The organism is Collinsella sp. LCP21S3_A3 (genome assembly GCF_052118905.1).
Lineage (GTDB): Bacteria > Actinomycetota > Coriobacteriia > Coriobacteriales > Coriobacteriaceae > Collinsella.
In genome coordinates this window covers 21,767-43,258 of sequence record NZ_JBQKGH010000009.1, presented here as the reverse complement: position 1 = coordinate 43,258, position 21,492 = coordinate 21,767, and the positions used below count along the sequence as shown (strand labels likewise).

The following is a 21,492-nucleotide window of genomic DNA, read 5'->3' as shown; positions in this document are numbered from 1 at the left end:
GCGGTTGTAGGCCAGGTGCAGATACATCGTATCGTGATCGATTGAGCCATACGAAAGCGAAATTATGCGTCTTAATTCCGTACGCAAATCAAGATGAAAACCGTTTGCGTCTCGGATAAATCAGTACGCAAACGGTTTTCGTCTTATATCTTGAAGGCCTACAGGCGAAACGATTCGGCAACGGTGGAGGTCGACCGGTTTGAGTATGGCAGGCTGACGCTCGAAGGCAGCAACGTAACGTTCGACGCGCTCACGTCGGCTCGCCAGGACTTGAGTTTTCACACGCTCGAGCATAAGTGTGTTGAACATCTCGGCATTTCTGAGCTAACGCCGGATATTATGCGCACGCTTCGCTTGCTCGGCAAAGACGGCTATACCAACGTTGCGGCGATTTTGGCGGATAAGAATAATTTTCCGGGCATCGACTGCGTCCGTTTTGGTGATACCGAGGATGTAATACTTGGATCGCGAGGCGGCGACAAATATATCCGCAATTGAGCAGGTGGACAGGGCGGTGGCTATGTTTGCACGCTACTACCGTTATGAGCGTATCGAAGGGATGGAGCGCGTCCAAACCGATCGAATTCCTCTCGAGGCGTTTCGCGAAGCTGTCGCAAACGCTTTGGTGCATCGGACGTGGGACGTTCGAGCTATAGCAACCCGCATAGCGCGCCTTGATCATCAACCGTCCGTATTTCGCAGCAACTTATAACAGGCTCGGGGTGCCAATTTGGGGTGCAGTAGTGCTGCGCCACGAAAAGGGCCTATCTACTACGTTTAAGCCTCAGGGGTCAACCATAGTCGGCTTTTTCGAAAATCGACAAGCTGCCTACCTGCGGTTTTGTTTCCACGGTTTTTGGTATGGCCGAGGCTATCCGTGTTAACGTAGTAGATGGGCCACTTTTGTGGCAAAGGGCCGATCTGCGGGCTAGGGCAGCTAAAAGAGCCCCGTCCCAAAAAGACTGATTGGGAGCTGGGACGTGTCGATGCGATAGTATTGCATGGTGGTATTCGACTAACCGAGGGTTTATCCGAGGGCTTTATGGAACAGCACCAGCATAATCAAAGCTTGCAAGATCAGGCATACAATGCACTGCGCTCCAAGATCATCTATGCCGAGCTCAAGCCCGGCACGCGCCTTTCGGCGATTGGTCTGGAAAAGGAGACGGGAATCGGGCGTACGCCCATTCGCGAGTCCTTTGTGCGCCTGCGTGAGCAGGAGCTGGTGGAAACGCGTCCCAAAAGCGGCACCTACGTCTCTAAGATCAGCATGGAGCGCGCCGAGAACGCCTGTTTCTTGCGCGAGAAACTCGAGCGAAGCGTACTCATTAAATGCTGCTCGGTCGCCACGCCCGAGCAAAAGCATCGGCTCGATCAGATTCTTGCCGAGTCCGAGTCGCTCGACCATGGCGAAACGCGTCGTTTCTTTGACCTGGACAACCTGTTCCATGAGACGTGTTTTGAGATTGCCGGCCGTCACATGTTGTGGGATTGGATGAAGAGCGTCAATACGCATTTTGAGCGATACAACTGGTTGCGTATGGTGTCGCAGGATCTAGATTGGGAGCCGATTCGTCGGCAGCATCGCCGGATTCTCGAGGCCATTAAGAGGGGCGATACCGACGCGGCGAGCTATCTGGCCGAGACACACCTGCACCTGATGCCCGAAGAGCAAGGTCCGGTTATCGCCTTACATCCCGATTATTTTGAGCTGTCCAAAGACTCGGCTATCTAGCCCATTATCGCATCTGCTCGAGACGCAAAAACGATGCTGCTCACCTACAGCGTTTTGCAACCGAGAATTTTAAAAAATGCCTAAAATGGCTCAGACTGCCGACAATGGGGAAACGGGGTGCGCTATGGCGCAGATGAGAATCAAGGACATTGCCGTCGAGGCGGGTGTGAGCCCGGCCACGGTCTCGCGCTATCTCAATAACCGCCCCGGGCAAATGACCGAGGAAACCCGTGCTCGCATTGCGGAGGTTATCGAGCGTACCGGCTATCGCCCACGTGCCGCCGCGCGCAATCTGCGCAGCTCGCGTACCAACCTCATCGGCGTGATCTTGGCCGACATCGCCAACCCGTTCTCCAGCGCCATGCTCGAGGGCCTTTCCGCCAGCGCCGCCGCGCGCGGCTGCTCGCTCATGACAGCCATTAGCGGCAACGATCCCGCCAAGGAGGCCGAGTCGCTCACCAGGCTTATCGACGCTGGCGTGGACGGCCTGGTCGTCAATACCTGCGGTGGTAACGACGAGGCGATCGTCGCGGCAGCGGGACGCCTGCCCGTTGTGCTGCTCGACCGCGACGTTGCCGACGGCGGTGTCGATCTGGTGACATCTAACAACCGTGAGCTGGTCGCCGGCTTGGTAGACGCCTTGACCGCCGCTGGCAGCGAGTGCCTGTGCCTGCTCACCGAAGCAAGCGACGACAGCCCCGTCCGTCGCGAGCGCGCCGAGGCCTTTACCGACGAGCTTTCGCGCCGCAGCCTTGCCGGCGAGGTTATCACCTTGGCCGATGGCGGCGCCACGGGCGTCGGCCGCCTGGACAAGACCATCCGCGGCTATGCAGGAAAAGAGCTCGGCCTCATTGCCGTCAACGGCCTGGTTTTCCTGCGCCTGACCGAGGCGCTGGCGCAGCTTGGTCCCTCGCTGCCGGCGGGGCTCAAGATCGCGACGTTTGACGACTATCCCTGGAACCATGTGCTCTTTGGCGGAGTCACCACGGCCGCGCAGGACACCCTCACCATCGCCGAGCGCGTGGTCGATCGCCTCTCCGAGCGTATCGACGTTGTTACCACCACCGTGGGCGATGCCGCAAAGCTGGCGCCTAAACGCATCGAGGTTCCCGGCCACATCGAACACCGCGCTTCGACCTCGCGCTAGCCGCTCGTTCGTAACTGCCTGTTCGCGCACGTTTTTTGGGCGCTTGATACGCTTTAACCCTGCGGAAACATTTTTCTGCGATAGTATCTGCGATATAGACCAGTCGAAACCCGCCCAAAAGAAAGGGGAGCGACATGAACCAGCAGAACATCGATTACGTACTCCGTTCCGTAGAGCAGCGTGACATCCGCTTTGTGCGTCTGTGGTTTGTCGACATTCTCGGCCGCCTCAAGAACTTTGCCATTAGCCCCGAAGACCTCGAGGTCGCTTTTGAGGAGGGTATTGGCTTTGACGGCTCCGCCATCGAGGGCTTTGCCACGCCCGAGGAAGCCGACATGCTCGCGTTCCCTGACGCCTCGACCTTCCAGATCCTGCCGTGGCGCCCGAGCCATAACGGCGTCGCCCGCGTGTTCTGCGATGTGTGCACTCCCGATCGCAAGCCGTTTGCCGGCGACCCGCGCGACGCCCTGCGCCGCATGTTCTATAAGGCCGAGAAGGCCGGCTACCTGCTCAACGTGGGTGCCGAGCTGGAGTATTACTACTTCCCCGACGAGCACACCCCCGAGCCGCTCGACAACGTGGGCTACTTCGACCTTTCGGTGAGCGATGCCGCTCGCGACCTGCGCCGCAACACGGTGCTCACGCTCGAGAAGATGTCCGTGCCCGTGGAGTACACCTTCCACGCCGCCGGCCGCTCGCAGCACGGCATGAGCTTGCGTCACGCCGAGGCCCTGAGCATGTCCGACGCCATCACCACGGCCAAACTCATCATTAAGCAGCAGGCCTACGAGAGCGGTTGCCACGCCTCCTTTATGCCCAAGCCACTGGCGGGCGAGGACGGCAGCGCCATGTTTTTGCATCAGTCGCTGTTCGACCACGACGGCAACAACGTCTTTTGGGGCGAGGACGACGAGAAGTACCACCTCTCCGATATCGCCAAGCACTATATGGCCGGCATTCTGGCACACGCGCGCGAGATCAGCGCCATCACCAACCCCACGGTCAACTCGTACAAGCGCATCACCACGGGCGGCGACTCCGTGCCACAGTACGCTACGTGGGGCCTGCGCAACCGCGCGAGCATGGTCCGCATCCCGGTCTACAAGCCCGGCAAGCAGCTGTCCACGCGCATCGAGCTTCGCAGCCCCGATCCCATGGCCAATCCGTACCTGGTCAACGCCGTCACGCTGGCGGCTGGTCTGGACGGCATCGAGCGCAAGCTGGAACTCCCGCCCGAGGCAACGGCCGAGACGCTCAAGCTTACCGACCGTCAGATGGTCGAGGCCGGCTATACGCCGCTGCCGCGCTCGCTCAAAGAGGCGCTCGACGTGTTTGAGGACTCGCAGTTTATGAAGGATGCCCTCGGCGAGCACATCCACAGCTTCTTCCTCAAAAAGAAGCGCGACGAGTGGCATAAGTTTGAGTCCACGATTACCGAGTGGGAGATCAAGCATTATCTGGCGAACTCCTAATCGCGCCGGCTTGTTCCAGTACGATTGAGCTCATTTCCTTGGAGGTCGATATGTCCGAAAAGAGTGCCCTGTTCATGGCGCGCACGACGCGCTTCCACGAGTTTGCCCGCAGCTTGACGACCACCCTGGGTGTCGAGGTGAGCCTGGCAACCCCCGATTCGCCGACTGCGGCGCATGACTTTGACCTGTTGATCCTCGATTCCGATGGCATCCGCAGCGACCGCATCGATCAGATTGCCAAGTGGCTTGACGATCGTGGCGGCGTCCCCATGTTGGTGATCGTCGACGACGAGGCGCTCGGCACCCTGCGCCTGCCCAATCACGCGCATGCCGACTTTGTATGCCCCACGGCGACGCCCAACGAGCTCAAGGCTCGTGCGCAGCGCCTGATGGGCGAGGAGGAGACCATCACCGCCGACGATGTGCTCAACATCGATAACCTCGAGATTAACCTGGCTACCTACCAGGTGACACTCGACGACGAGCCCATCGACCTGACGCTGATGGAGTACTCGCTGCTGAGCTTTTTGGCGACGCATCCCAACCGTGCCTACAGCCGCGAAGTGCTGCTGCACCGCGTGTGGGGTTTTGAGTACTGCGGCGGCACGCGCACCGTCGACGTGCACATTCGACGCATCCGCTCTAAGGTGGGCCCGCAGATTGCGGCGCACATTACCACCGTCCGCGGCGTGGGCTATCTGTTTAAGGACTAGCTTTTCACCGCAAAGGGGGCAGGCACCTTCGTGGTGGTTTTGCCGCATGCGTGGATCCCTTTCGAGTTTGCAGCAGAACTTAAGCATTCCTTAAAGATTGCGTTCTCATACACGTTCGCCCGCATATTGGGGTACAACTCAACGTGAACAATGATGGCCCGCCACATGTTTGGCGGGCCTTTGGTTATTAGACGAAAGGATCGCAGTCATGAGCGAGAACGATTCCCAGCGTCCCCAGGATGCGGGCAACGCCGGCGAGACCCAGCAGCAGCCGCGCGTGCAGGTGGAGTCGACGCCTGCCGACGGCAACATTCCCTACGTGCAGGCCTACGACACACGGACCGGCCAGCCGCTGGGCGGTCAGCAGGTTGTAAACAAGCACACGGTGGTCAAGACCAAGACCAAAAAGCTGCCGATCTTTATTACGGCGCTCGCCGGCTGCGCCTGCGGCGCCCTGCTGGTCATCGCGCTCATTATGAGTGGCACGCTCAACATTGGCGGCGGAAAGAATGTCGTGACGGCGGGTGCTTCGGGTTCATCGACGCAAAAGATTACGATCGACTCCGAGGACACCACGCTTGCCGAGGCCGTTTCTGCCAAGGCCCTGCCCTCCGTCGTTTCCATCACCGCCACTTCGAGCGGTAGCCAGAATGGCTCGCTTTCGCAGTCTGCCGACGAGTTGGATGGTTCGGGCAGCGTCGGTTCGGGCGTGGTGCTCGATACCGAGGGCCACGTCCTCACCAACAACCATGTGGTCGATGGCTATGACCAGTACGTGGTTACCATGGACGACGGTACCACCTACGAGGCCGAGTTCGTGGGCAACGACGCCTCGAGCGACCTGGCCGTCATCAAGCTCAAGGATGCTGACGCCTCCAAGCTCACGCCGATCGAGATTGGTGATTCCTCCAAGCTCAACGTGGGCGAGTGGGTCATGGCGATCGGCTCGCCGTTCGGCAACGAGCAGTCTGTCTCCACGGGCATTGTCTCGGCGCTCTATCGCTCCACGGCCATGAGCTCTACCAGCGGCAACACCATCTATGCCAACATGATTCAGACCGATGCTGCCATCAACCCGGGCAACTCCGGCGGCGCGCTCGTTAACGACAATGGCGAACTCGTGGGTATTAACTCTCTTATCGAGAGCTACTCGGGCTCCAGCTCGGGCGTGGGCTTTGCCATTCCGGTCAACTATGCCAAGAACATCGCCGACCAGATTATCGACGGCAAGACGCCGGTTCACCCGTACCTGGGCGCCACGCTTTCGAGCGTCAACGCGCTCAACGCCCGCACTAACAATCTCGGCACCGATAGCGGCGCATATGTGGCAAGTGTCGTCGAGGACGGTCCTGCCGCCAAGGCTGGCATCCAAGAGGGCGACGTCATCACCAAGCTGGGTGACGATGAGATTACGAGCGCCGATGGCCTGATTATCGCGCTGCGCAGCCACGAGGTGGGCGAGAAGGTCGAGATCACGCTCGTGCGCGGCAAGGAAGAGAAAAAGGTCACGGTCGAGCTGGGTTCTGATGAGGAGCTGCAGAACCAGCAGCAGAACGACAGTGCGACCGACACCGGCAACGGCGGCATTACCGACGAGCAACTGCGCCAGTACCTGGAAGAACTGCTGGGCCAACAGGGTCAGGGGCAAGGCTACGGTCAGGGTTTCTAACGAGCTGTATCGCACATATCGAAGCCAGAGGGGCTGTTCCGCCAGCGCGGGACAGCCCCTCTTCTCTTATTGATCCGTTGGGGACGGAGGAAAACGGATCATTTAGAAATGGCAAGGGCATGGTTCGGAAGGGCTTGGACAGTTAGTTCAGATTTGTATAAAACGGGTGCGGTCTGAGGCGTGTTTTGAACGGTTTTGAAATGAAAGACGGGCCGAGATGGGTGTCTCGAAGACGGAAGCAAACCTAATTCGCCGTCCAGAACGATTGATTGGGGCGAAAAGACGGTATTTCAGCTCGATTCGGCGCGCGTAATTATACAAATCTGAACTAACTGTCCAACCCTGGTCCGGTCGCTGCCAATTCGGTGCGGTTTGAGACCGCTATTCGGCCCCATTGCGACCGGTGGTACTCTAGTATCCGTTTGAAATCGAGCGAAGGAGTGCCGCTATGGAGCAATCGAGCCTGTTTGGTGACGGCGTGGACATCGATACCGAAACGCCAGCGAGCACGGATACCGCCGCGCCGGCCGATGACCGTGCCCAGGCGGCAGCGCGTGCGGCTGAGTTGCGCCACGAGCTCGATTACCACGCCTACCGCTACTACATGCTCGATGCGCCCGAGATCACGGACGTCGCCTTCGACAAAATGCTCGTTGAACTGCAAGAAATCGAGGCTGCCTACCCCGACCTGGTGACGCCCGACAGCTATACCCAGCGCGTGGGCGGCTACGTGAGCGAGCAGTTTACACCGGTCACGCACATGGCACGCATGTATTCCATGGACGATGCCATGGATCTGGACGAGCTCGACGCATGGCTCCAGCGCACCGAGGATGCGCTCGGTGCCGGTAGCGTTACCTATACCTGTGAGCTTAAGATCGACGGTCTGGGCGTCGCGCTTACCTACCAAAACGGCACCTTCGTGCGCGCGGCCACACGCGGCGATGGCACCACGGGCGAGGACGTGTCGCTTAATGTGCGCACTATCAAGGATGTGCCCATGCACCTATCCGAGCCGGCGCTCGCTCATATGGGCGCCGACCGCGAGCGCACCATCGAGGTACGCGGCGAGGTGTACATGCCCAAGGGCAGCTTTGTTCGCCTGAATGAAGAGGCCGATGCCGAGGGCCGCGACCCCTTCGCCAACCCGCGCAACGCCGCTGCCGGATCCTTGCGTCAGAAGGATCCCAAGGTCACGGCGCGCCGCGACCTGGCCACCTTTATCTATGCCATCGCCGATACCGACCCGCTGCACGTCCACAGCCAGCGCGAGTTTCTGGACTGGTTGCGTAGCGCCGGCTTTAGCGTCAACCCTAACGTGGCTCGTTGTGCCACGCCGGCCGAGGTCCACGAGTTCTGTGCCCAGGCGCTCGAGCACCGCGGCGACTTGGATTACGACATCGACGGCGTGGTCGTAAAGGTTGACAGCTTCCAGCAGCAGCTCGACCTGGGCTTTACCGCTCGCGCACCACGCTGGGCCATTGCCTTTAAGTTTCCGCCCGAGGAAAAGCAGACCATCCTGCGCGAAATTCGCATCCAGGTGGGCCGCACCGGTGTGCTCACGCCGGTCGCCGAGTTCGACCCGGTGACGGTTGCCGGCTCCACCATCGCGCGCGCCACGCTGCACAATATCGACGAGATCCGTCGCAAAAACGTGCGCGAGGGCGACACCATCATCGTGCACAAGGCGGGCGACGTAATCCCCGAGGTCGTGGGCCCGGTGCTCGATAAGCGCCCGGCCGATTCGGTCGACTGGCATATGCCCGAGGTCTGCCCCGTGTGCGGTAGCCCCGTGGTCCACGAGGATGGCGAGGTGGCTTACCGCTGCGTGTCCATCGACTGCCCCGCACAGCTCAAGGAGCGCCTGCTCCACTGGGTGAGCCGCGGTTGCATGGACGTCGATGGCCTAGGCGACGAGATCGTCGACAAGATGATCGCCGCCGGGCTGATTCACGACGTCGCAGACTTCTACCAGCTCACGGTCGACGACATCGCAGGCCTGGACACGGGGCGCACCTATGCCAGCTCCAACAGCAAAAAGGGCGTTAAGAAGGGCGACCCCATTCCGGTAGGCCTCAAGACGGCCGAGAAAATCATCGCCGAGCTCAACAAGTCCAAGAGTCAGCCGCTCGGTCGCGTGCTGTTTGCCCTGGGCATCCGTCACGTGGGCAAGAGCGTGGGCGAGGTCATCGCCGAGCGATTCCTGTCGATTGACAAGCTTATCTTGGCGAGCGAAGAGGATATTGCCGAGTGCGAGGGCATCGGCCTCAAGATTGCGGCGAGCGTCAAGCAGTTCCTGGCCGTGCCCGAGAACCTTGCCGTCCTGGAACGTCTGCGCCAGGCGGGCCTGTCGCTCGAGGTCGATTTGGGCGCCGCGCACGCGCAAGCCGCAGCCGACGCTGGCGTGGCAGGCGAGCTCGCCGACGCACAGCCGCTCGCGGGTCTGACCTTCGTGCTCACCGGCACGCTCGTCAACCGCACGCGCGACGAGGCGGGCGCGGCGCTCAAGGTGCTCGGCGCCAAGGTTTCGGGCAGCGTATCAAAGAAGACGAGCTATCTGGTCGCCGGCCCCAAAGCGGGCTCCAAGCTCACCAAGGCCGAGCAGCTGGGTGTGCCCGTGCTGGACGAGGACGCACTCGAGCAGATCCTAGCTACCGGTGAGGTGCCCCAGGCTTAAGGCATCAATAGTCAAATTGAAGAACCGCCCGAAAGTGCGATGCCTTCCGGGCGGTTCTTACTTTGTTGGGGAAACCGGCATCGTGATCTGCGTCACGTAGGTCGCGGGGTCGTCGCTGATGATGTCGTCAATGAGGGCGATTTCGCGTTGCCCCGCTACGCTGCTAACTTGTCAAAAGCCCCGCGCCGGTTGAGCACGGTAAACGCGACAACACAGATGACTGCCGACAGAATCGACCCGCACGGCGAGGCGATGCCCATGGGAAACAGCGTGTCGGAATAGGCGTTCGACAGCAGCCACGCGCCCGGCACGCGAATGAGTGCCACGGCCAGCACGTTGTGCGCAAAGCCGATGTAGCTCTTGCCATATGCAGCGAAAAAGCCGCTAAAGCAAATGTGGATGCCGGCAAAAATCGCGTCGAAAATATAGCTGCGCATATAGCCGGTGCCGGCAGCGACTACTGCAGCGTCCTTGGCAAAAAAGCCAATAAACGCCGGCGCCACCAGCCACATCAGCACCGTGATCAGGCAGCCGTACACCACCGAGATGGTCATGGCGTCTTTGAGCACCTGACGCGCGCGGTCGCCCTTGCCCGCGCCGGCGTTTTGCGCCGTGAGTGCGCTGACGGTGGCACCCATGGAGCTCGGAACAATGAACAAAAAGCTGATCATCTTTTCGACCAGGCCCACGGCGGCGGCGTCGACCAGTCCGCGATGGTTGGCGATGACGGTGATAAACATAAACGCCACCTGGATGCAGCCGTCCTGCACGGCCACGGGCACGCCGATCTTAAGGATGCCGCCGAGCACCTCGGGCTGGGGGCGCAGGTCGCTACGCTTAACGTGGATGTTCGTGCGGCGGCTCTTAAGCCACACGAGCGCGAGGGCAACGCTTGCCGTCTGGGCGGTTACCGTGCCGAGTGCCGCACCCACGGGGCCGAGTCCCATGTGGCCGATAAACAGAAAATCGAGCGCGATGTTGATGATGCACGCCACGCCGATCACGTACATGGGCGAGCGCGAATCGCCCAGCCCGCGAAAGATGGCCGAGAGGATGTTGTATGCGGCGATAAACGGAATGCCGACAAAGCAGATGCGCAGGTAGGCGGCGGTTCCTTCGACTGCCTCGGCTGGCGTGCCAATAAGTGCCACGATCTGCGGGCACAGTGCGAGCAGGATGACTGCCAGCACTACCGAGACACCCATAAACAGCGTGATGGTGTTGCCGATGGCGGTCTCGGCGCGATCGAAGCGGCGCGAGCCCACGGCGTGGCCGACGATAACCGTCGTTCCCATGGCCAGACCCACGAGCGTCACGGTAATGATATAGAGCGTCTGTGCGCCATTGCCCACGGCGGTGATGCCGGCGGCACCGCTAAACTGCCCCATCATGTACAGGTCGGCCATGCCGTAGAGCATCTGCAAAAAGTACGAGAGCATATAGGGCAGGGCAAAGACCGCGATGGTCTTAAGGACATTGCCGCGTGTGAGGTCGTGTTCCATAGGTGGGGCTTTCTGGCTGGGTCTGTTTCCATACCAGTGTAGTGAAAACCCTACAACGATTGTAGAGTCAAGGTTTGTGTGTTGAGGATGGGCTTGGAAAGCCGGTCTTATTCGAAGCGACCTGTCCTGTCGTACGGGTGTCGGCATGATTCTCTCGTGGGGTATTATGTTTTTCGAAGAATAAAACGCCGCGTGAGGGGAGGGCAGCGTGGACGGGCACGTGCAGCATGACGGTTTTGGCCGCGATATCAACTACCTGCGCATTGCCGTTACCGACAAGTGCAATTTCCGCTGCATTTACTGCATGCCGGCCGATGGCGTGGCGCCCCGTGCACACGACGAGTTACTCAGCGCCGAGGAAATCGCCCGCTTTGTGCGCTTGGTGGCGGGGGAGGGCATTCGCCGCGTGCGCCTGACGGGCGGCGAGCCGCTGGTCAGCCGCCGTATTATTCCGCTTATTCGCGACATCCGCGCGATCCCTCAGATCGAGGACATCTCGCTCACCACCAACGGCGCCCTGCTGCCCAAGCTGGCGCCGCAGCTCAAAGATGCCGGGCTTAACCGCGTCAACATCTCGCTCGACACGCTCGACCCTACGCTCTTTGGAAAGATCACGCGCCTGGGTCGGCTCGAGCAGACCATGGCCGGCATCGACGCGGCGCTGGCTTGGGGCTTTGAGCCCGTTAAGGTCAACTGCGTTGTTGTGCGCCGGCTCAACCAGGATGTGGCGGCCCTCGCGCGGCTCACGCTCGACCGTCCCATCCACCTGCGCTTTATCGAATATATGCCCATCGGCGACGAGCGCACGAGCTCGCATTGCGCTGTGGACCCGCGTGCGCCCGCGCTCAATCCCGAGCTGTGGGACGCGAGCGATACCGTGCCGAGTGACGAGCTGCGGGCGCGCATCAATGCCGGGGCCACCGCGACGGGACTGGGCGAGCTCGAGCCGCTCGACATCAACGATGCTCCTGCCGGCGCGGGCCCTGCGCGCTATTGGCGCTTTCCGGGCGCGGCGGGAACGGTTGGCTTCATTAGCGCCATGTCCAACCATTTTTGTGCGAATTGCAACCGTCTGCGCCTGACGGCCGATGGCAACGTGCGTCCGTGCCTGTTTAGCGATGCCGAGTATTCGGTGCGCGACGCCCTGCGCCGTGGTGATGATATGCAGGTACTTTCGATTTGGCGCGATGCCGTGGCCCACAAACCGCAGGAACACGCGATAATTGAGGGCACGCAACGATTTATGTCCCAAATCGGAGGATGATCATATGGCCAAGAGCAGGTACGCCGACGCCACCAAGGCCGCTCGCAGGGCCGCGATGTCTGCCCACAAAGTCACGGCCGCGGCGAATGCTGGCAACGCCGACGCGTCCGCGCAGCCGACTTCCAGCGCGGCCACCGAACCCGCCCGTGACGCACGTCGCAACGAGCTGACGCACGTGGACGCCAAGGGCGAGGTGCGCATGGTCGATGTGTCCGACAAGGCCGAGACCCATCGCATCGCCATCGCCGAGGGCACCATCCTCATGCATCCCGAGACACAGGCCATGGTGCTGCAGGACCGCGCCAAAAAGGGCGACGTGCTTGCCTGCGCGCGCGTGGCGGGCATCATGGCCATCAAACGCACGAGCGACATCATTCCCATGTGCCATCCGTTGCCCATTACCAAGAGCAAGTGCGACATTGCTCCCATCGCTCCGGCGGGGACGCCGGCCGAGGACGTGCCCGAGGGCTGGGCGCCGGCGCGCGCGGACGGGCAGGTTGGCTTTCACGTACTGGTTACGGCCGGCGTGACGGGCAAGACGGGTATCGAGATGGAGGCCCTGACCGGCGCGAGTGCTGCGTGTCTAACGATCTACGACATGTGCAAAGCGGTTGATCGCGGTATGGAGATCGTCGACGTGCGCCTGTTGCACAAGGAGGGCGGCCGCTCGGGCGTATGGGACCGCGCAGAGCGTCAGGCCGCTGCTGTTGAGGCCGTGGCCACTGACGGTGCCGCACCCGCGAGCGCACCCGTCGCCGTCGCGCCCGCAGCTCCGACCCCGGCCGTCCCCGCGATCGCGTTTATCGGCTACCAAAACTCGGGCAAGACCACGCTCGTCGAGAAGGTCATTGCCGAGCTCACCCGCCGTGGCCTGCGCGTGGGATCGCTCAAGCATCACGGGCACCACGGCTTTGATATCGACGTGCCCGCTAAGGATACCTGGCGCCATCACCAGGCCGGATCCAAGCACGTGGGCCTCATCTGCGCCACGCGCTGGGCGGAGTACGCTGACACGCGCGAGGGGGACGAGATGCCCGCGCGCGAGCTGCTGTCGCGCTACAACGATGTCGACGTGGTGATCATCGAGGGCTACAAGACCGAGGGCTTCGACAACATCGTGGTCGCGCGCTCCGGTGTCGACCGTCTGCGTGGCAAGAGCTCGCTCGACCTGGTCGACGGCCGCACGCTGGCCCTTGCCTGCAACGAAGCCCTGGCACGTCAGGCCTTCGACGCAGGCTTTGCGACCCGAGCCATCAACATCAACGACGCCCGCGCCATCTGCGACCTTATCCAAGACCATCTGGCCTAAAACCTGCCAAAAAGGGACAGGTTTATTTTGGCAGGTTCTATCTGGGCAAACGTCATTTCCACCACAAAGGGTCCAGGCATCTTTGTGGTGGTTTTTGCTTTGGTAGATTTTTGTGACATGCCTTACAATCTACCAAGTAGTTCATGACGGGCGAAAAACGGAGAGAAGGGTCCTGATGCGTCCTTAATGTTTCATGCGGATAGATTGATTTGACAGACGGCGGCGAATGTCCACCGCCCGTATTCGTATGAAACGAGGAGTCTCCGTGCTCGTATCTCTTCTCTCAAAACCTCACCCTTCGTTGTCCGCGCAGGCTAAGCACCTGGTGGCAATGCGCTTCCTCATATATACCGGCTTTCAGACCAGCTACTTCATCGGCGTCATCGGAACGCTCACCTATGCAGACGATGCCTCGGTCGTTGCGACATCGCTGGCCGTCCTGTTTATGAACGTCTTCGTGATCCTGGGATCCTTTGCGGGTGGAGCGGCGCTTGACGCTTGGGGTCCGTGCCGGCATTTCCGGGCGAGTATCTTCGGCACGTTGGCAACCGGCGCGGCGATTATCGCCTTTGGCAGCGCGACCGGAACAGTCCTTGCCGGCGCGGTGCTCCTGGGCTTTGTGATAGGATTCGCCCAGCCCGTCGCCACGTCCTATCCGGCGTATCTCACCGACGACCCCGTCGAGCTCAGAGACATCAACTCCGCCATCACCATGTCCTCCAACGTGAGCATTATCGTCGGCCCCACGCTGGGCGGCTTTGTCGCGGCGGCTGCATCGTCACACGCGGTGTTTTTGCTCATGATGATCTTTACCGTACTGGCGCTCGTCGCCGGTTGGGGCTTTAGGCCGCAAGCAGGTCGCGTCGCCGCGCGCGAAAGTGCTCCCGCGGATAGCAGCACAACGGCAAGTACTGCCGATCAAAGCTCCGACTCCAATAAATTCACCCGCGTCACCTTCGTGACCAGCATCAAGACAGTCTTTACCAACAGCGTCCTCGCCCTGCTGTTCTGCATTATTTTCCTTTCGAACTTTGGCTATGGCGCCTTCGATCCACTGGAGTCATTCTTCTACCGTGATGTTCTGCATGTCGGTGTCGAGTGGATGGGCTGGCTCTCGTCTGCCTGCGGCGTGGGCGCGGTGCTGGGCGCCGTGGTCGCGCTCCGCTTGCCGCCGCACCTGGTCAACCTTAAGACGCTGCTTGTGGCGCTTCTGTCCGTGGGCCTGGGAAGCCTGCTCTACGTGGGAACGCCGTACGTGGGCGTATCCCTCGTCGGCCAGATTGCCCTGGGCGTGGCCTGGGGCTTCGTCAACCCGCTCCACAACACGATCGTGCAAACGACGGCCCCGCTCGAACAGCTCGGTCGCGTCAACTCGGTCATGGGCTTTGGCAACATGTTCGCCGGCGTGGCGCCGCTGGCGATTGCCCCGTGGCTGGCGGCGACGTTTGGCGTGCAGCAGACGCTCATCGGGGCGGGTATGGTCGTGACGGCGGTTCCCGCGGCACTGCTGCTGTTTGGACGCCGGCATTTGGATCGTGCCGCAAAGCAGTAAAAACCATCACAACATTCGATGAAAATCGCGATTTTGCCGAATAACGTCGAATGTTGTGACGGTTTGCGCTCCGGGTCATGCCATCCTGCGGATCCGGCCACCACAACGGGGCCAGGCACCTTTGTGGCGGTTTTCGCTATGGACGGTGCGGTTTCGCTGCAGAACCGCCGGCCCGCCGCCTGCCAACCGCCGCCCTCGTTACGTTTTCGCTGCATTTGGGTAAAGCGCCTGCTCCAAGCCGGCGTTGCCTTGTATACTAGAGCGGTTTAACTGTTATGCGGAAGGGAGCGCCTATGGCACTCAGCGAGAAAGACGTGCGCGGTATCGCCGAGTACGCAAAGATCGCACTGACCGATGACGAGCTCGCCCAGATGACGTCCTACATGAACGATGCCGTCCAGATGCTCGAGCCCGTCTTGCAATATGACTTGCCCGACGTGGAGCCCACGTTCCATCCCATCGGAAGCCTGTCCAACGTGATGGGTGATGACCTGCGCGAGCCCGAGCGCGACCTGCCGCTCGACGTCGCGCTCGAAAACGCCGGCAGCGCGCGCGACCGTTACTTCCGCGTGCCGTCCATTTTGGGAGAGGGGGAGAGCGAGTAATGGCGCAGAGCTTCGATTCCCTTACCGCTGTCCAGATTGCCACGGGCGTTGCCGCTGGCGACTTTACCGCTACCGAGGTGGCCCAGGCCTCCCTTGCCGCCATCGAGGCGCGCGAGGGCGGGGTCCAGGCATTCCTGCAGGTGGCGCCCGAGCTTGCGCTCGAGGCCGCCGCGCGCGTGGATGCCGATCGTGCCGCAGGCAAGCCGCTGCCCCCGCTCGCGGGCGTGCCGCTGGCCATCAAGGACAACATGAACCTTGTGGGCACGCGCACCACCTGCGCTTCCCGCATGCTCGAGAACTACCAGAGCGTCTACACCGCCACCTGCGTCCAGCGCATGCTCGATGCCGGCTGCCTGCCCATGGGCAAGGCCAACATGGACGAGTTTGCCTTTGGCAGCTCCACCGAGAGCTCGGCGTTCCACCGCACCAACAACCCCTGGGATACCGAGCGCGTGCCCGGCGGCTCCTCGGGCGGCTCCGCTGCCGCCGTCGCCGCGGGCGAGGTCGCGCTCTCGCTGGGCTCGGACACCGGCGGCTCCATTCGCCAGCCGGCGTCGCTGTGCGGCGTGGTGGGCTTTAAGCCCACATATGGCGCCGTGAGCCGTTACGGCGTGGTTGCCTTTGGCTCGTCGCTCGACCAGGTGGGCCCCTTCGGCCGCACGGTCGAGGATGTCGCGCTGGCCATGAACGCGCTTACCGGCGCGGGCCACGATCCCTACGACTGCACCAGCCAGGATTGCGCCGTCGATTTTACCGAGCATCTCAACGACAGCATCGAGGGTAAGCGCGTGGGTATCATCCCCGCGTTTATGGAGGCCGAGGGCCTGACGCCCGAGGTCAAGTCCGCTGTTCAGCGCGCCGCCCAGGAGCTGCAGAACCAGGGCGCCGAGCTGGTCGAGGTCGACCTGCCGCACCTGGATGCCGCCATCGCCGCCTACTACGTCATCGGCCCGGCCGAGGCGTTCTCCAACCTGGCCCGCTTCGACGGTATTCGCTACGGCTATCAGGAGGAGGGCTGCGCCAACCTGTCCGACCAGAGCTCGCTGTCGCGCGCCCACGGCTTTGGCGCCGAGGCCAAGCGCCGTCAGATGCTCGGCGCCTACCTGCTGAGCTCGGGCGTGTACGACAAGTATTACTACGCTGCGCAAAAGGCCCGCACGCTCATCACGCAGGACTACGACACCGCGTATGCCAAGGTGGACACCATCCTCATGCCCGCCTCGCCGCGCACGGCCTTTAAGTTTGGCGAGATCAGCGACCCCACGCAGATGTACCTCTCCGACCTGTACACCATCTCGCTCAACATTTGCGGCAACGGTGGTATCTCGGTGCCGCTGGGCTTGGGCGAGGATACTCAGCTGCCCGTTTCTGCCCAGCTGGTGGGTCCGGCGTTTAAGGACCGTCAGCTGCTCACGTTTGCCCGCGCCCTGGAGCGCGGCTTTGCCGATGCCGCCACGGGTGCGCCCGCGCTTTCCGTCGCACCCGATTTTGCCGGGAAGGGAGGCGAGCTGTAATGAAGGAGCTTTCCGAGGTCCTGCAGGATTGGGAGGCCGTGATCGGCCTGGAGATTCATACCGAGCTCACCGCACTCGATACCAAGATGTTCTGCAACTGCAAGCTCAGCCACGATGACGAGCCCAACGCCAACGTGTGTCCGGTGTGCTTGGGCCTGCCCGGCGCCCTGCCGGTGCCCAACAAGCGCGCCATCGAGAGCATCGTTAAGGCCGGCCTCGCCACCAACTGCGAGATCCAGCGCCACTCGATGTTCTACCGCAAGCACTACTTCTATCCCGATATGGCCAAGAACTTCCAGACCACGCAGGGTCCGGTCGCCTTTGCCATGTACGGTCACCTGGACCTGGACGTGACTGGTCGCGGCGCTGCAGAGCGCCCCGATTGCGCGTTTGGCGAGGCCGAGGCCCAGAGCCTGGCGAGCGCCTCGGCCAACGCCGAGGGCCTGTCCACGTCCATGACGTCGACCATGCGCGAGGGCAATCAGCGTGCCGGCCATCTGGCCAGCTATGACGCGTCCAACCTGCAGATGCCCGAGCGTCGCGAGGACGGTTCCTACACGGTGCCCATCCGCATTCTTCGCATCCACATGGAGGAGGACGCTGCCAAGATGGTGCACGTGGGCGGTGCCGAGGGCCGCATTACCGCCGCGGCCGAGTCGCTTGTCGACTACAACCGCTGCGGCACGCCTTTGATCGAGCTCGTCACCGAGCCCGACTTGCGTACGCCTGAGGAGGCTCGCCTGTTTATGGAAAAGCTCCGTCGCATCTTTGTGACGCTGGGCATTTCGGACTGCTCCATGGAGAAGGGTTCTATGCGCTGCGACGGCAACGTGTCGCTGCGCCGTCGCGGCGAGACCAAGCTGGGCACCAAAACCGAGCTCAAGAACCTCAACTCGTTTAAGAGCCTGCACGACGGCCTTGCCTACGAGATTTGCCGCCAGGCCGAGGTGCTCGAGGAGGGCGGCATTATCTATCAGGAGACCCGCCACTGGGAGCCCAGCCGCAAGCGCACCGTGGTCATGCGTGTGAAGGAGACGGCCGACGACTATCGTCTGTTCCCCGACCCCGACTTGGCGCCGTTCGATCTGGACGACGAGTTCATCGATCGCTGCCGAGGTGAGATTCCCGAGCTGCCCGATGCCAAGCGCGCCCGTTTTGAGGCCGATTTTGGCATTAAGGCGGCCGATGCCGAGCAAATCGCCGGTGACCCGGAGTTTGCCGAGTTCTTTGAGGCCGCCGCTGCCGGTATGGCTGGCAAGGAGGCCCAGACGGTTGCAAACTTGCTGGTGAACGAGATGATCGCCTACCTTAAGGGCGCGGGCGTGTCGCTCGCCGAGTCCGGCATCGCGCCGGCTCAGGTGGCAGCGCTTGCCAAGCTGCTGGCGACCGATGCCATCAGCTCCAACCAGGCTCACGAGGTCTTTGAGGCCATGGCCCAGACCGGCGACGACCCCAACAAGATCGTCGACGAGCGCGGTATGCGTCAGGTGAGTGATGCCGGCGCGCTGCAGCCGATTGTGGACGAGGTGCTGGCAAACTGTGCCGAGCAGGCACAGCAGTATCGTGACGGCAACCAGAAGGTCATCGGCTTTTTGGTGGGCCAGTGCATGAAGGCGAGTCGCGGCAAGGGTAACCCAAAGCTCTTCAACGAGTTGCTGAGAACCTCGCTCTCGTAAGCGGGAACCGAGGGGCCGGGCGCAGGGCCTTGCCTCTCAATTTCGGACAGTCCTGACTCACGACGGAGGCGCCACTGGCGCCTCCTGTTCGTGCGGAACTCATTGAGAGGCAAGGCCCTGCGCCCGGCCCCTCGGTTCCGTGGCGACTCGGCCGTTCTGGTCAGTCGGGCTGAATGGAATTTGGTGAATGAGGGTGCCGTTTGCACCCTCATTTTTTTGTGGATGTGGCGCAGGGACGGTCCCTTGGTCACATTTTTGGGCTGTGGAAAGCGAAGCTTAATACTTTTCCCGAGAAGTGAACGACCTTATTTGGACCTCTGAAGCATCGACACAATTTGGACGCTGTTTCCTGCGGTTTTGCCGAGTTTTCCCTGCGGTTTTGTTACTAAAAAATGCGGATGCTTCAGGGGTCCGATTTTGCTCGTTCACTTCTCGGGAAAAGTATTAGACCTCGATTTGCTGGGACGGGGGAGAGTCTTTCTTGGATGCCGGAGATGTACGTTGCGGCAGACCGATTGTCGAAAGTCGGCCGGTCTGCACCCTAAGATTTCCAGAAAGTTAACCATTTTTGACCTTAATAGTTAGTCCTACTTAACTATTATCCAAAAGTGTGCTCATGCAAACTTATTCACTTGGGTGCTGAGGCACCGTGCCGTGTCCAATGCGGCAAAAGGAAGAAGCAACATGTAGAAGTCGACGTTTAACACCCTGCTTGTCGGTGGCGGTTTTCTGCTTGGTACGGCTGGCATCAAGCTGCTCGCCAGCGCTCCGGTAAAGAATGCCTGCGTGCAGGGCATTGCGTGCGGCATGCTGCCGTCGAGTACATCGTGGCGCACGGCATCACTTCGTCCATCGAAGGGCGTCGCGCCATCATCGGTTCCGCGCACTTTGACCGATACGGATCTTGCTGCGATCGTGCGCCTGCGCCGTATGAGCCAGGGCCTCGTTGATCGTCTGACGAGCTCCTACTCTAAGGTGATGCTCACCAACTCGGCGCTCTTGGCACTGGGCAGTACCGGCGCGATTGCCTCGCAGGCATCGTCGCTGCTGCACAACGGCTCGACGATCGCCTACAGCCTGAGCAACGCGAAGGCTTACTTGCGTTAGCAGACGTGTTTGCCCACGTTATCTGGCCTGCGCCCAGACGGCATCGGTGTCGTCCGGGCGCAGGCCTTTTGCATTTGACCCCAATTGATAGCGTCTCTATATAGTGTTGCTATCGAGGATGGCAATTGAAGGGAGCGAGATCGACGTGGGCGCTGCTAGCGGCATGGCGCAGGTGAACGTTTGCGTGGATCGCCAGGTCAAGAACCGTGCCGAGGAGGCACTGCGGCTTTCGGGCGGGACACTGCCCGAGCTCATCAAAAAGGTGGTGGCCAAGGTAGCGCAGGGTGGCGGTTCGTGCGAAGAGGTGTTGTCGGCCGTTGACGACCAACCGCCTAGTGCTGGTGGCACCTCGCCGTTTGTCGCATCATGGGCGGCGGTGGATCAGCTTTACGCGGACCTGGGCATCGATACATCATCTGCGTCTGATGACCGCAGCTGGGACACAGTCTATCCCGAAGCCATGGATGAGCATTATCGCCAAAAGGGGATGATCCTGTGAGTGGAGGCCCCCTTAAGATTATGGTGGACGCCAACGTATGGGTCGATTCGTTTTGCGCCGAGCATACCGAGTCGCTTGCCGCGTGCGCGTTTATTGGGCAGGCGACGGAGACGGGGGCGTTGCTGTTCTTTCCGGTGCATATCGCCAAGGACGTGCTGCACGTTGTCCAACACGAGCCGAAGCGTAGCGTTCTTGCCGGCGGGGGAGCGCTCGACGAGGCATCTGTCCGTGCAATTGGCGATGCGGCGTTGGCGTTTGTTCGGAACATGACCGAAAACGCTACGGCCGTGGGCGCTGATGCATCCGAACTGTGGCTAGCCGACAAATATCTGACGCTCCATCGCGATTACGAGGACAACTTGGTGCTCGCCGCGTGCAAGCGCGCGCAGATCGATTACTTGGTGACCAACAATCGCAAGCTGCTCGAACATGCCGATCTTGCAGCAAAGACCCCGCGCCAAATGATGCCGATTCTAGCTTTGGCCGAACGTGGTGGCGCGGCTATCGGTTAGCGCGAACTGTTTGCGTGGCCTTCGGAACGTCGGCGCTCAGAAGGCCACGCATCCTTTAATTACAAAAGCGCTGCCTTGATGACGGGAGCTTCGACGAGCTTCTCGGCGGCCTTTTCGTCGGAATCGTTTAGTGCTGCTAGACTGCGGTAGACCCACTCGTTGACCTGGGTGTTCTTGACGCCGGCGGTCTGCATAAGGGCGCCTACCTCGCGGATTGCTGCAAGCAGATCGGCTTTGGGACCCGCGAGCTCGACCTCGATGCCGTGGTAGGCGGCCACGCCGCGGTTCTCGCTCACGTGGTCGATAAAGCCCGCGACGGTCTCAAACTGCTGGGCGAGAGCTGCATCATCGTCAGCGTCTAGCGCGACGAGTGCGTTTGATACCGTGAGGGCGGGATGTCCGCAGGGGACAAAGCCTTCGATGACATCCATAGCTTCGGTAATGGTTGAGCCCAGGCCTGCGAGGGCATTGACGAGTTGCTGCTTGGTATCCATAACGGTCCTTTCGACGGGTCAATTTTGCTTGGGGAAAATATACGT

The 21,492-nt window shown here is 61.2% G+C and carries 18 protein-coding genes; 16 read left to right on the top strand and 2 right to left on the bottom strand.

The window, feature by feature from the left end; all coding sequences use genetic code 11:
• Positions 1-93: 93 nt before the first annotated feature.
• The 7 genes from ACTQ0H_RS06155 to ligA all read left to right on the top strand — a co-directional run bounded on the left by ACTQ0H_RS06155 (position 94) and on the right by ligA (position 9,413).
• Entirely contained in the window at positions 94-498 is a 405-nt protein-coding gene (locus tag ACTQ0H_RS06155) for a hypothetical protein (RefSeq protein WP_441547936.1), read from the top strand.
• 544 nt (positions 499-1,042) lie between these two features.
• Positions 1,043-1,735, top strand: a complete 693-nt coding sequence (locus ACTQ0H_RS06150) for a GntR family transcriptional regulator (RefSeq protein WP_427719797.1) — start codon at positions 1,043-1,045, stop codon at positions 1,733-1,735.
• 124 nt (positions 1,736-1,859) lie between these two features.
• Positions 1,860-2,882, top strand: a complete 1,023-nt coding sequence (locus tag ACTQ0H_RS06145; protein ID WP_441537587.1) for a LacI family DNA-binding transcriptional regulator — start codon at positions 1,860-1,862, stop codon at positions 2,880-2,882.
• 134 nt (positions 2,883-3,016) lie between these two features.
• The gene (locus tag ACTQ0H_RS06140; RefSeq protein WP_427728639.1) at positions 3,017-4,354 is read left to right on the top strand and encodes a glutamine synthetase family protein; all 1,338 of its coding nucleotides are present in this window, start codon (positions 3,017-3,019) and stop codon (positions 4,352-4,354) included.
• A gap of 50 nt (positions 4,355-4,404) precedes the next feature.
• The gene (locus ACTQ0H_RS06135; protein WP_427728642.1) at positions 4,405-5,067 is read left to right on the top strand and encodes a response regulator transcription factor; all 663 of its coding nucleotides are present in this window, start codon (positions 4,405-4,407) and stop codon (positions 5,065-5,067) included.
• Positions 5,068-5,275: 208 nt separating this feature from the next.
• Complete coding sequence (locus ACTQ0H_RS06130) at positions 5,276-6,736, top strand: S1C family serine protease (protein WP_441547935.1); 1,461 nt, start codon at positions 5,276-5,278, stop codon at positions 6,734-6,736.
• Positions 6,737-7,184: 448 nt separating this feature from the next.
• A complete protein-coding gene (gene ligA / locus ACTQ0H_RS06125) occupies positions 7,185-9,413 on the top strand; it encodes an NAD-dependent DNA ligase LigA (protein ID WP_441538842.1) in 2,229 nt (742 codons plus the stop codon).
• 155 nt (positions 9,414-9,568) lie between these two features.
• On the opposite strand, the gene ACTQ0H_RS06120 is transcribed toward ligA, so the two are convergent.
• The gene (locus tag ACTQ0H_RS06120; protein ID WP_441538844.1) at positions 9,569-10,915 is read right to left on the bottom strand and encodes an MATE family efflux transporter; all 1,347 of its coding nucleotides are present in this window, start codon (positions 10,913-10,915) and stop codon (positions 9,569-9,571) included.
• A 208-nt stretch (positions 10,916-11,123) separates the two neighbouring features.
• Here ACTQ0H_RS06120 and moaA point away from each other — a divergent pair, with 208 nt between their 5' ends.
• The 9 genes from moaA to ACTQ0H_RS06075 all read left to right on the top strand — a co-directional run bounded on the left by moaA (position 11,124) and on the right by ACTQ0H_RS06075 (position 20,953).
• Positions 11,124-12,179: a GTP 3',8-cyclase MoaA gene (gene moaA / locus ACTQ0H_RS06115; protein WP_441547934.1), complete on the top strand. Its 1,056-nt coding sequence runs from the start codon at positions 11,124-11,126 to the stop codon at positions 12,177-12,179.
• A 4-nt stretch (positions 12,180-12,183) separates the two neighbouring features.
• On the top strand, positions 12,184-13,488 hold the full coding sequence (gene mobB / locus ACTQ0H_RS06110) for a molybdopterin-guanine dinucleotide biosynthesis protein B (RefSeq protein WP_441538847.1): 1,305 nt from the start codon (positions 12,184-12,186) through the stop codon (positions 13,486-13,488).
• 265 nt (positions 13,489-13,753) lie between these two features.
• Positions 13,754-15,040, top strand: a complete 1,287-nt coding sequence (locus ACTQ0H_RS06105; RefSeq protein WP_441538849.1) for an MFS transporter — start codon at positions 13,754-13,756, stop codon at positions 15,038-15,040.
• 293 nt (positions 15,041-15,333) lie between these two features.
• Complete coding sequence (gene gatC, locus ACTQ0H_RS06100; protein WP_035136890.1) at positions 15,334-15,645, top strand: Asp-tRNA(Asn)/Glu-tRNA(Gln) amidotransferase subunit GatC; 312 nt, start codon at positions 15,334-15,336, stop codon at positions 15,643-15,645.
• The gene (gene gatA / locus ACTQ0H_RS06095; protein WP_441547933.1) at positions 15,645-17,159 is read left to right on the top strand and encodes an Asp-tRNA(Asn)/Glu-tRNA(Gln) amidotransferase subunit GatA; all 1,515 of its coding nucleotides are present in this window, start codon (positions 15,645-15,647) and stop codon (positions 17,157-17,159) included. The genes gatC and gatA overlap by 1 nt, the downstream gene beginning before the upstream one ends.
• Entirely contained in the window at positions 17,159-18,835 is a 1,677-nt protein-coding gene (gene gatB / locus ACTQ0H_RS06090; RefSeq protein ID WP_368139013.1) for an Asp-tRNA(Asn)/Glu-tRNA(Gln) amidotransferase subunit GatB, read from the top strand. The genes gatA and gatB overlap by 1 nt, the downstream gene beginning before the upstream one ends.
• 888 nt (positions 18,836-19,723) lie before the next feature.
• The gene (locus ACTQ0H_RS06085; RefSeq protein WP_441547419.1) at positions 19,724-19,942 is read left to right on the top strand and encodes a hypothetical protein; all 219 of its coding nucleotides are present in this window, start codon (positions 19,724-19,726) and stop codon (positions 19,940-19,942) included.
• 118 nt (positions 19,943-20,060) lie between these two features.
• Positions 20,061-20,441, top strand: a complete 381-nt coding sequence (locus tag ACTQ0H_RS06080; RefSeq protein ID WP_441547932.1) for a hypothetical protein — start codon at positions 20,061-20,063, stop codon at positions 20,439-20,441.
• Positions 20,438-20,953 (top strand): type II toxin-antitoxin system VapC family toxin, encoded by a 516-nt coding sequence (locus ACTQ0H_RS06075; protein ID WP_441547931.1) that lies wholly within the window; start codon positions 20,438-20,440, stop codon positions 20,951-20,953. The genes ACTQ0H_RS06080 and ACTQ0H_RS06075 overlap by 4 nt, the downstream gene beginning before the upstream one ends.
• A 59-nt stretch (positions 20,954-21,012) precedes the next feature.
• On the opposite strand, the gene ACTQ0H_RS06070 is transcribed toward ACTQ0H_RS06075, so the two are convergent.
• Positions 21,013-21,447: a hypothetical protein gene (locus ACTQ0H_RS06070; RefSeq protein ID WP_427719414.1), complete on the bottom strand. Its 435-nt coding sequence runs from the start codon at positions 21,445-21,447 to the stop codon at positions 21,013-21,015.
• Positions 21,448-21,492: the final 45 nt, after the last annotated feature.

Bases quoted from the DNA above. Each gene is read 5' to 3' on its own strand.
- ACTQ0H_RS06155 (WP_441547936.1), top strand. From the start codon at position 94: ATGAAAACCGTTTGCGTCTCGGATAAATCAGTACGCAAACGGTTTTCG.
- ACTQ0H_RS06150 (WP_427719797.1), top strand. From the start codon at position 1,043: ATGGAACAGCACCAGCATAATCAAAGCTTGCAAGATCAGGCATACAAT.
- ACTQ0H_RS06145 (WP_441537587.1), top strand. From the start codon at position 1,860: ATGGCGCAGATGAGAATCAAGGACATTGCCGTCGAGGCGGGTGTGAGC.
- ACTQ0H_RS06140 (WP_427728639.1), top strand. From the start codon at position 3,017: ATGAACCAGCAGAACATCGATTACGTACTCCGTTCCGTAGAGCAGCGT.
- ACTQ0H_RS06135 (WP_427728642.1), top strand. From the start codon at position 4,405: ATGTCCGAAAAGAGTGCCCTGTTCATGGCGCGCACGACGCGCTTCCAC.
- ACTQ0H_RS06130 (WP_441547935.1), top strand. From the start codon at position 5,276: ATGAGCGAGAACGATTCCCAGCGTCCCCAGGATGCGGGCAACGCCGGC.
- ligA (WP_441538842.1), top strand. From the start codon at position 7,185: ATGGAGCAATCGAGCCTGTTTGGTGACGGCGTGGACATCGATACCGAA.
- ACTQ0H_RS06120 (WP_441538844.1), bottom strand. From the start codon at position 10,915: ATGGAACACGACCTCACACGCGGCAATGTCCTTAAGACCATCGCGGTC.
- mobB (WP_441538847.1), top strand. From the start codon at position 12,184: ATGGCCAAGAGCAGGTACGCCGACGCCACCAAGGCCGCTCGCAGGGCC.
- gatC (WP_035136890.1), top strand. From the start codon at position 15,334: ATGGCACTCAGCGAGAAAGACGTGCGCGGTATCGCCGAGTACGCAAAG.
- gatA (WP_441547933.1), top strand. From the start codon at position 15,645: ATGGCGCAGAGCTTCGATTCCCTTACCGCTGTCCAGATTGCCACGGGC.
- gatB (WP_368139013.1), top strand. From the start codon at position 17,159: ATGAAGGAGCTTTCCGAGGTCCTGCAGGATTGGGAGGCCGTGATCGGC.
- ACTQ0H_RS06080 (WP_441547932.1), top strand. From the start codon at position 20,061: ATGGCAATTGAAGGGAGCGAGATCGACGTGGGCGCTGCTAGCGGCATG.
- ACTQ0H_RS06070 (WP_427719414.1), bottom strand. From the start codon at position 21,447: ATGGATACCAAGCAGCAACTCGTCAATGCCCTCGCAGGCCTGGGCTCA.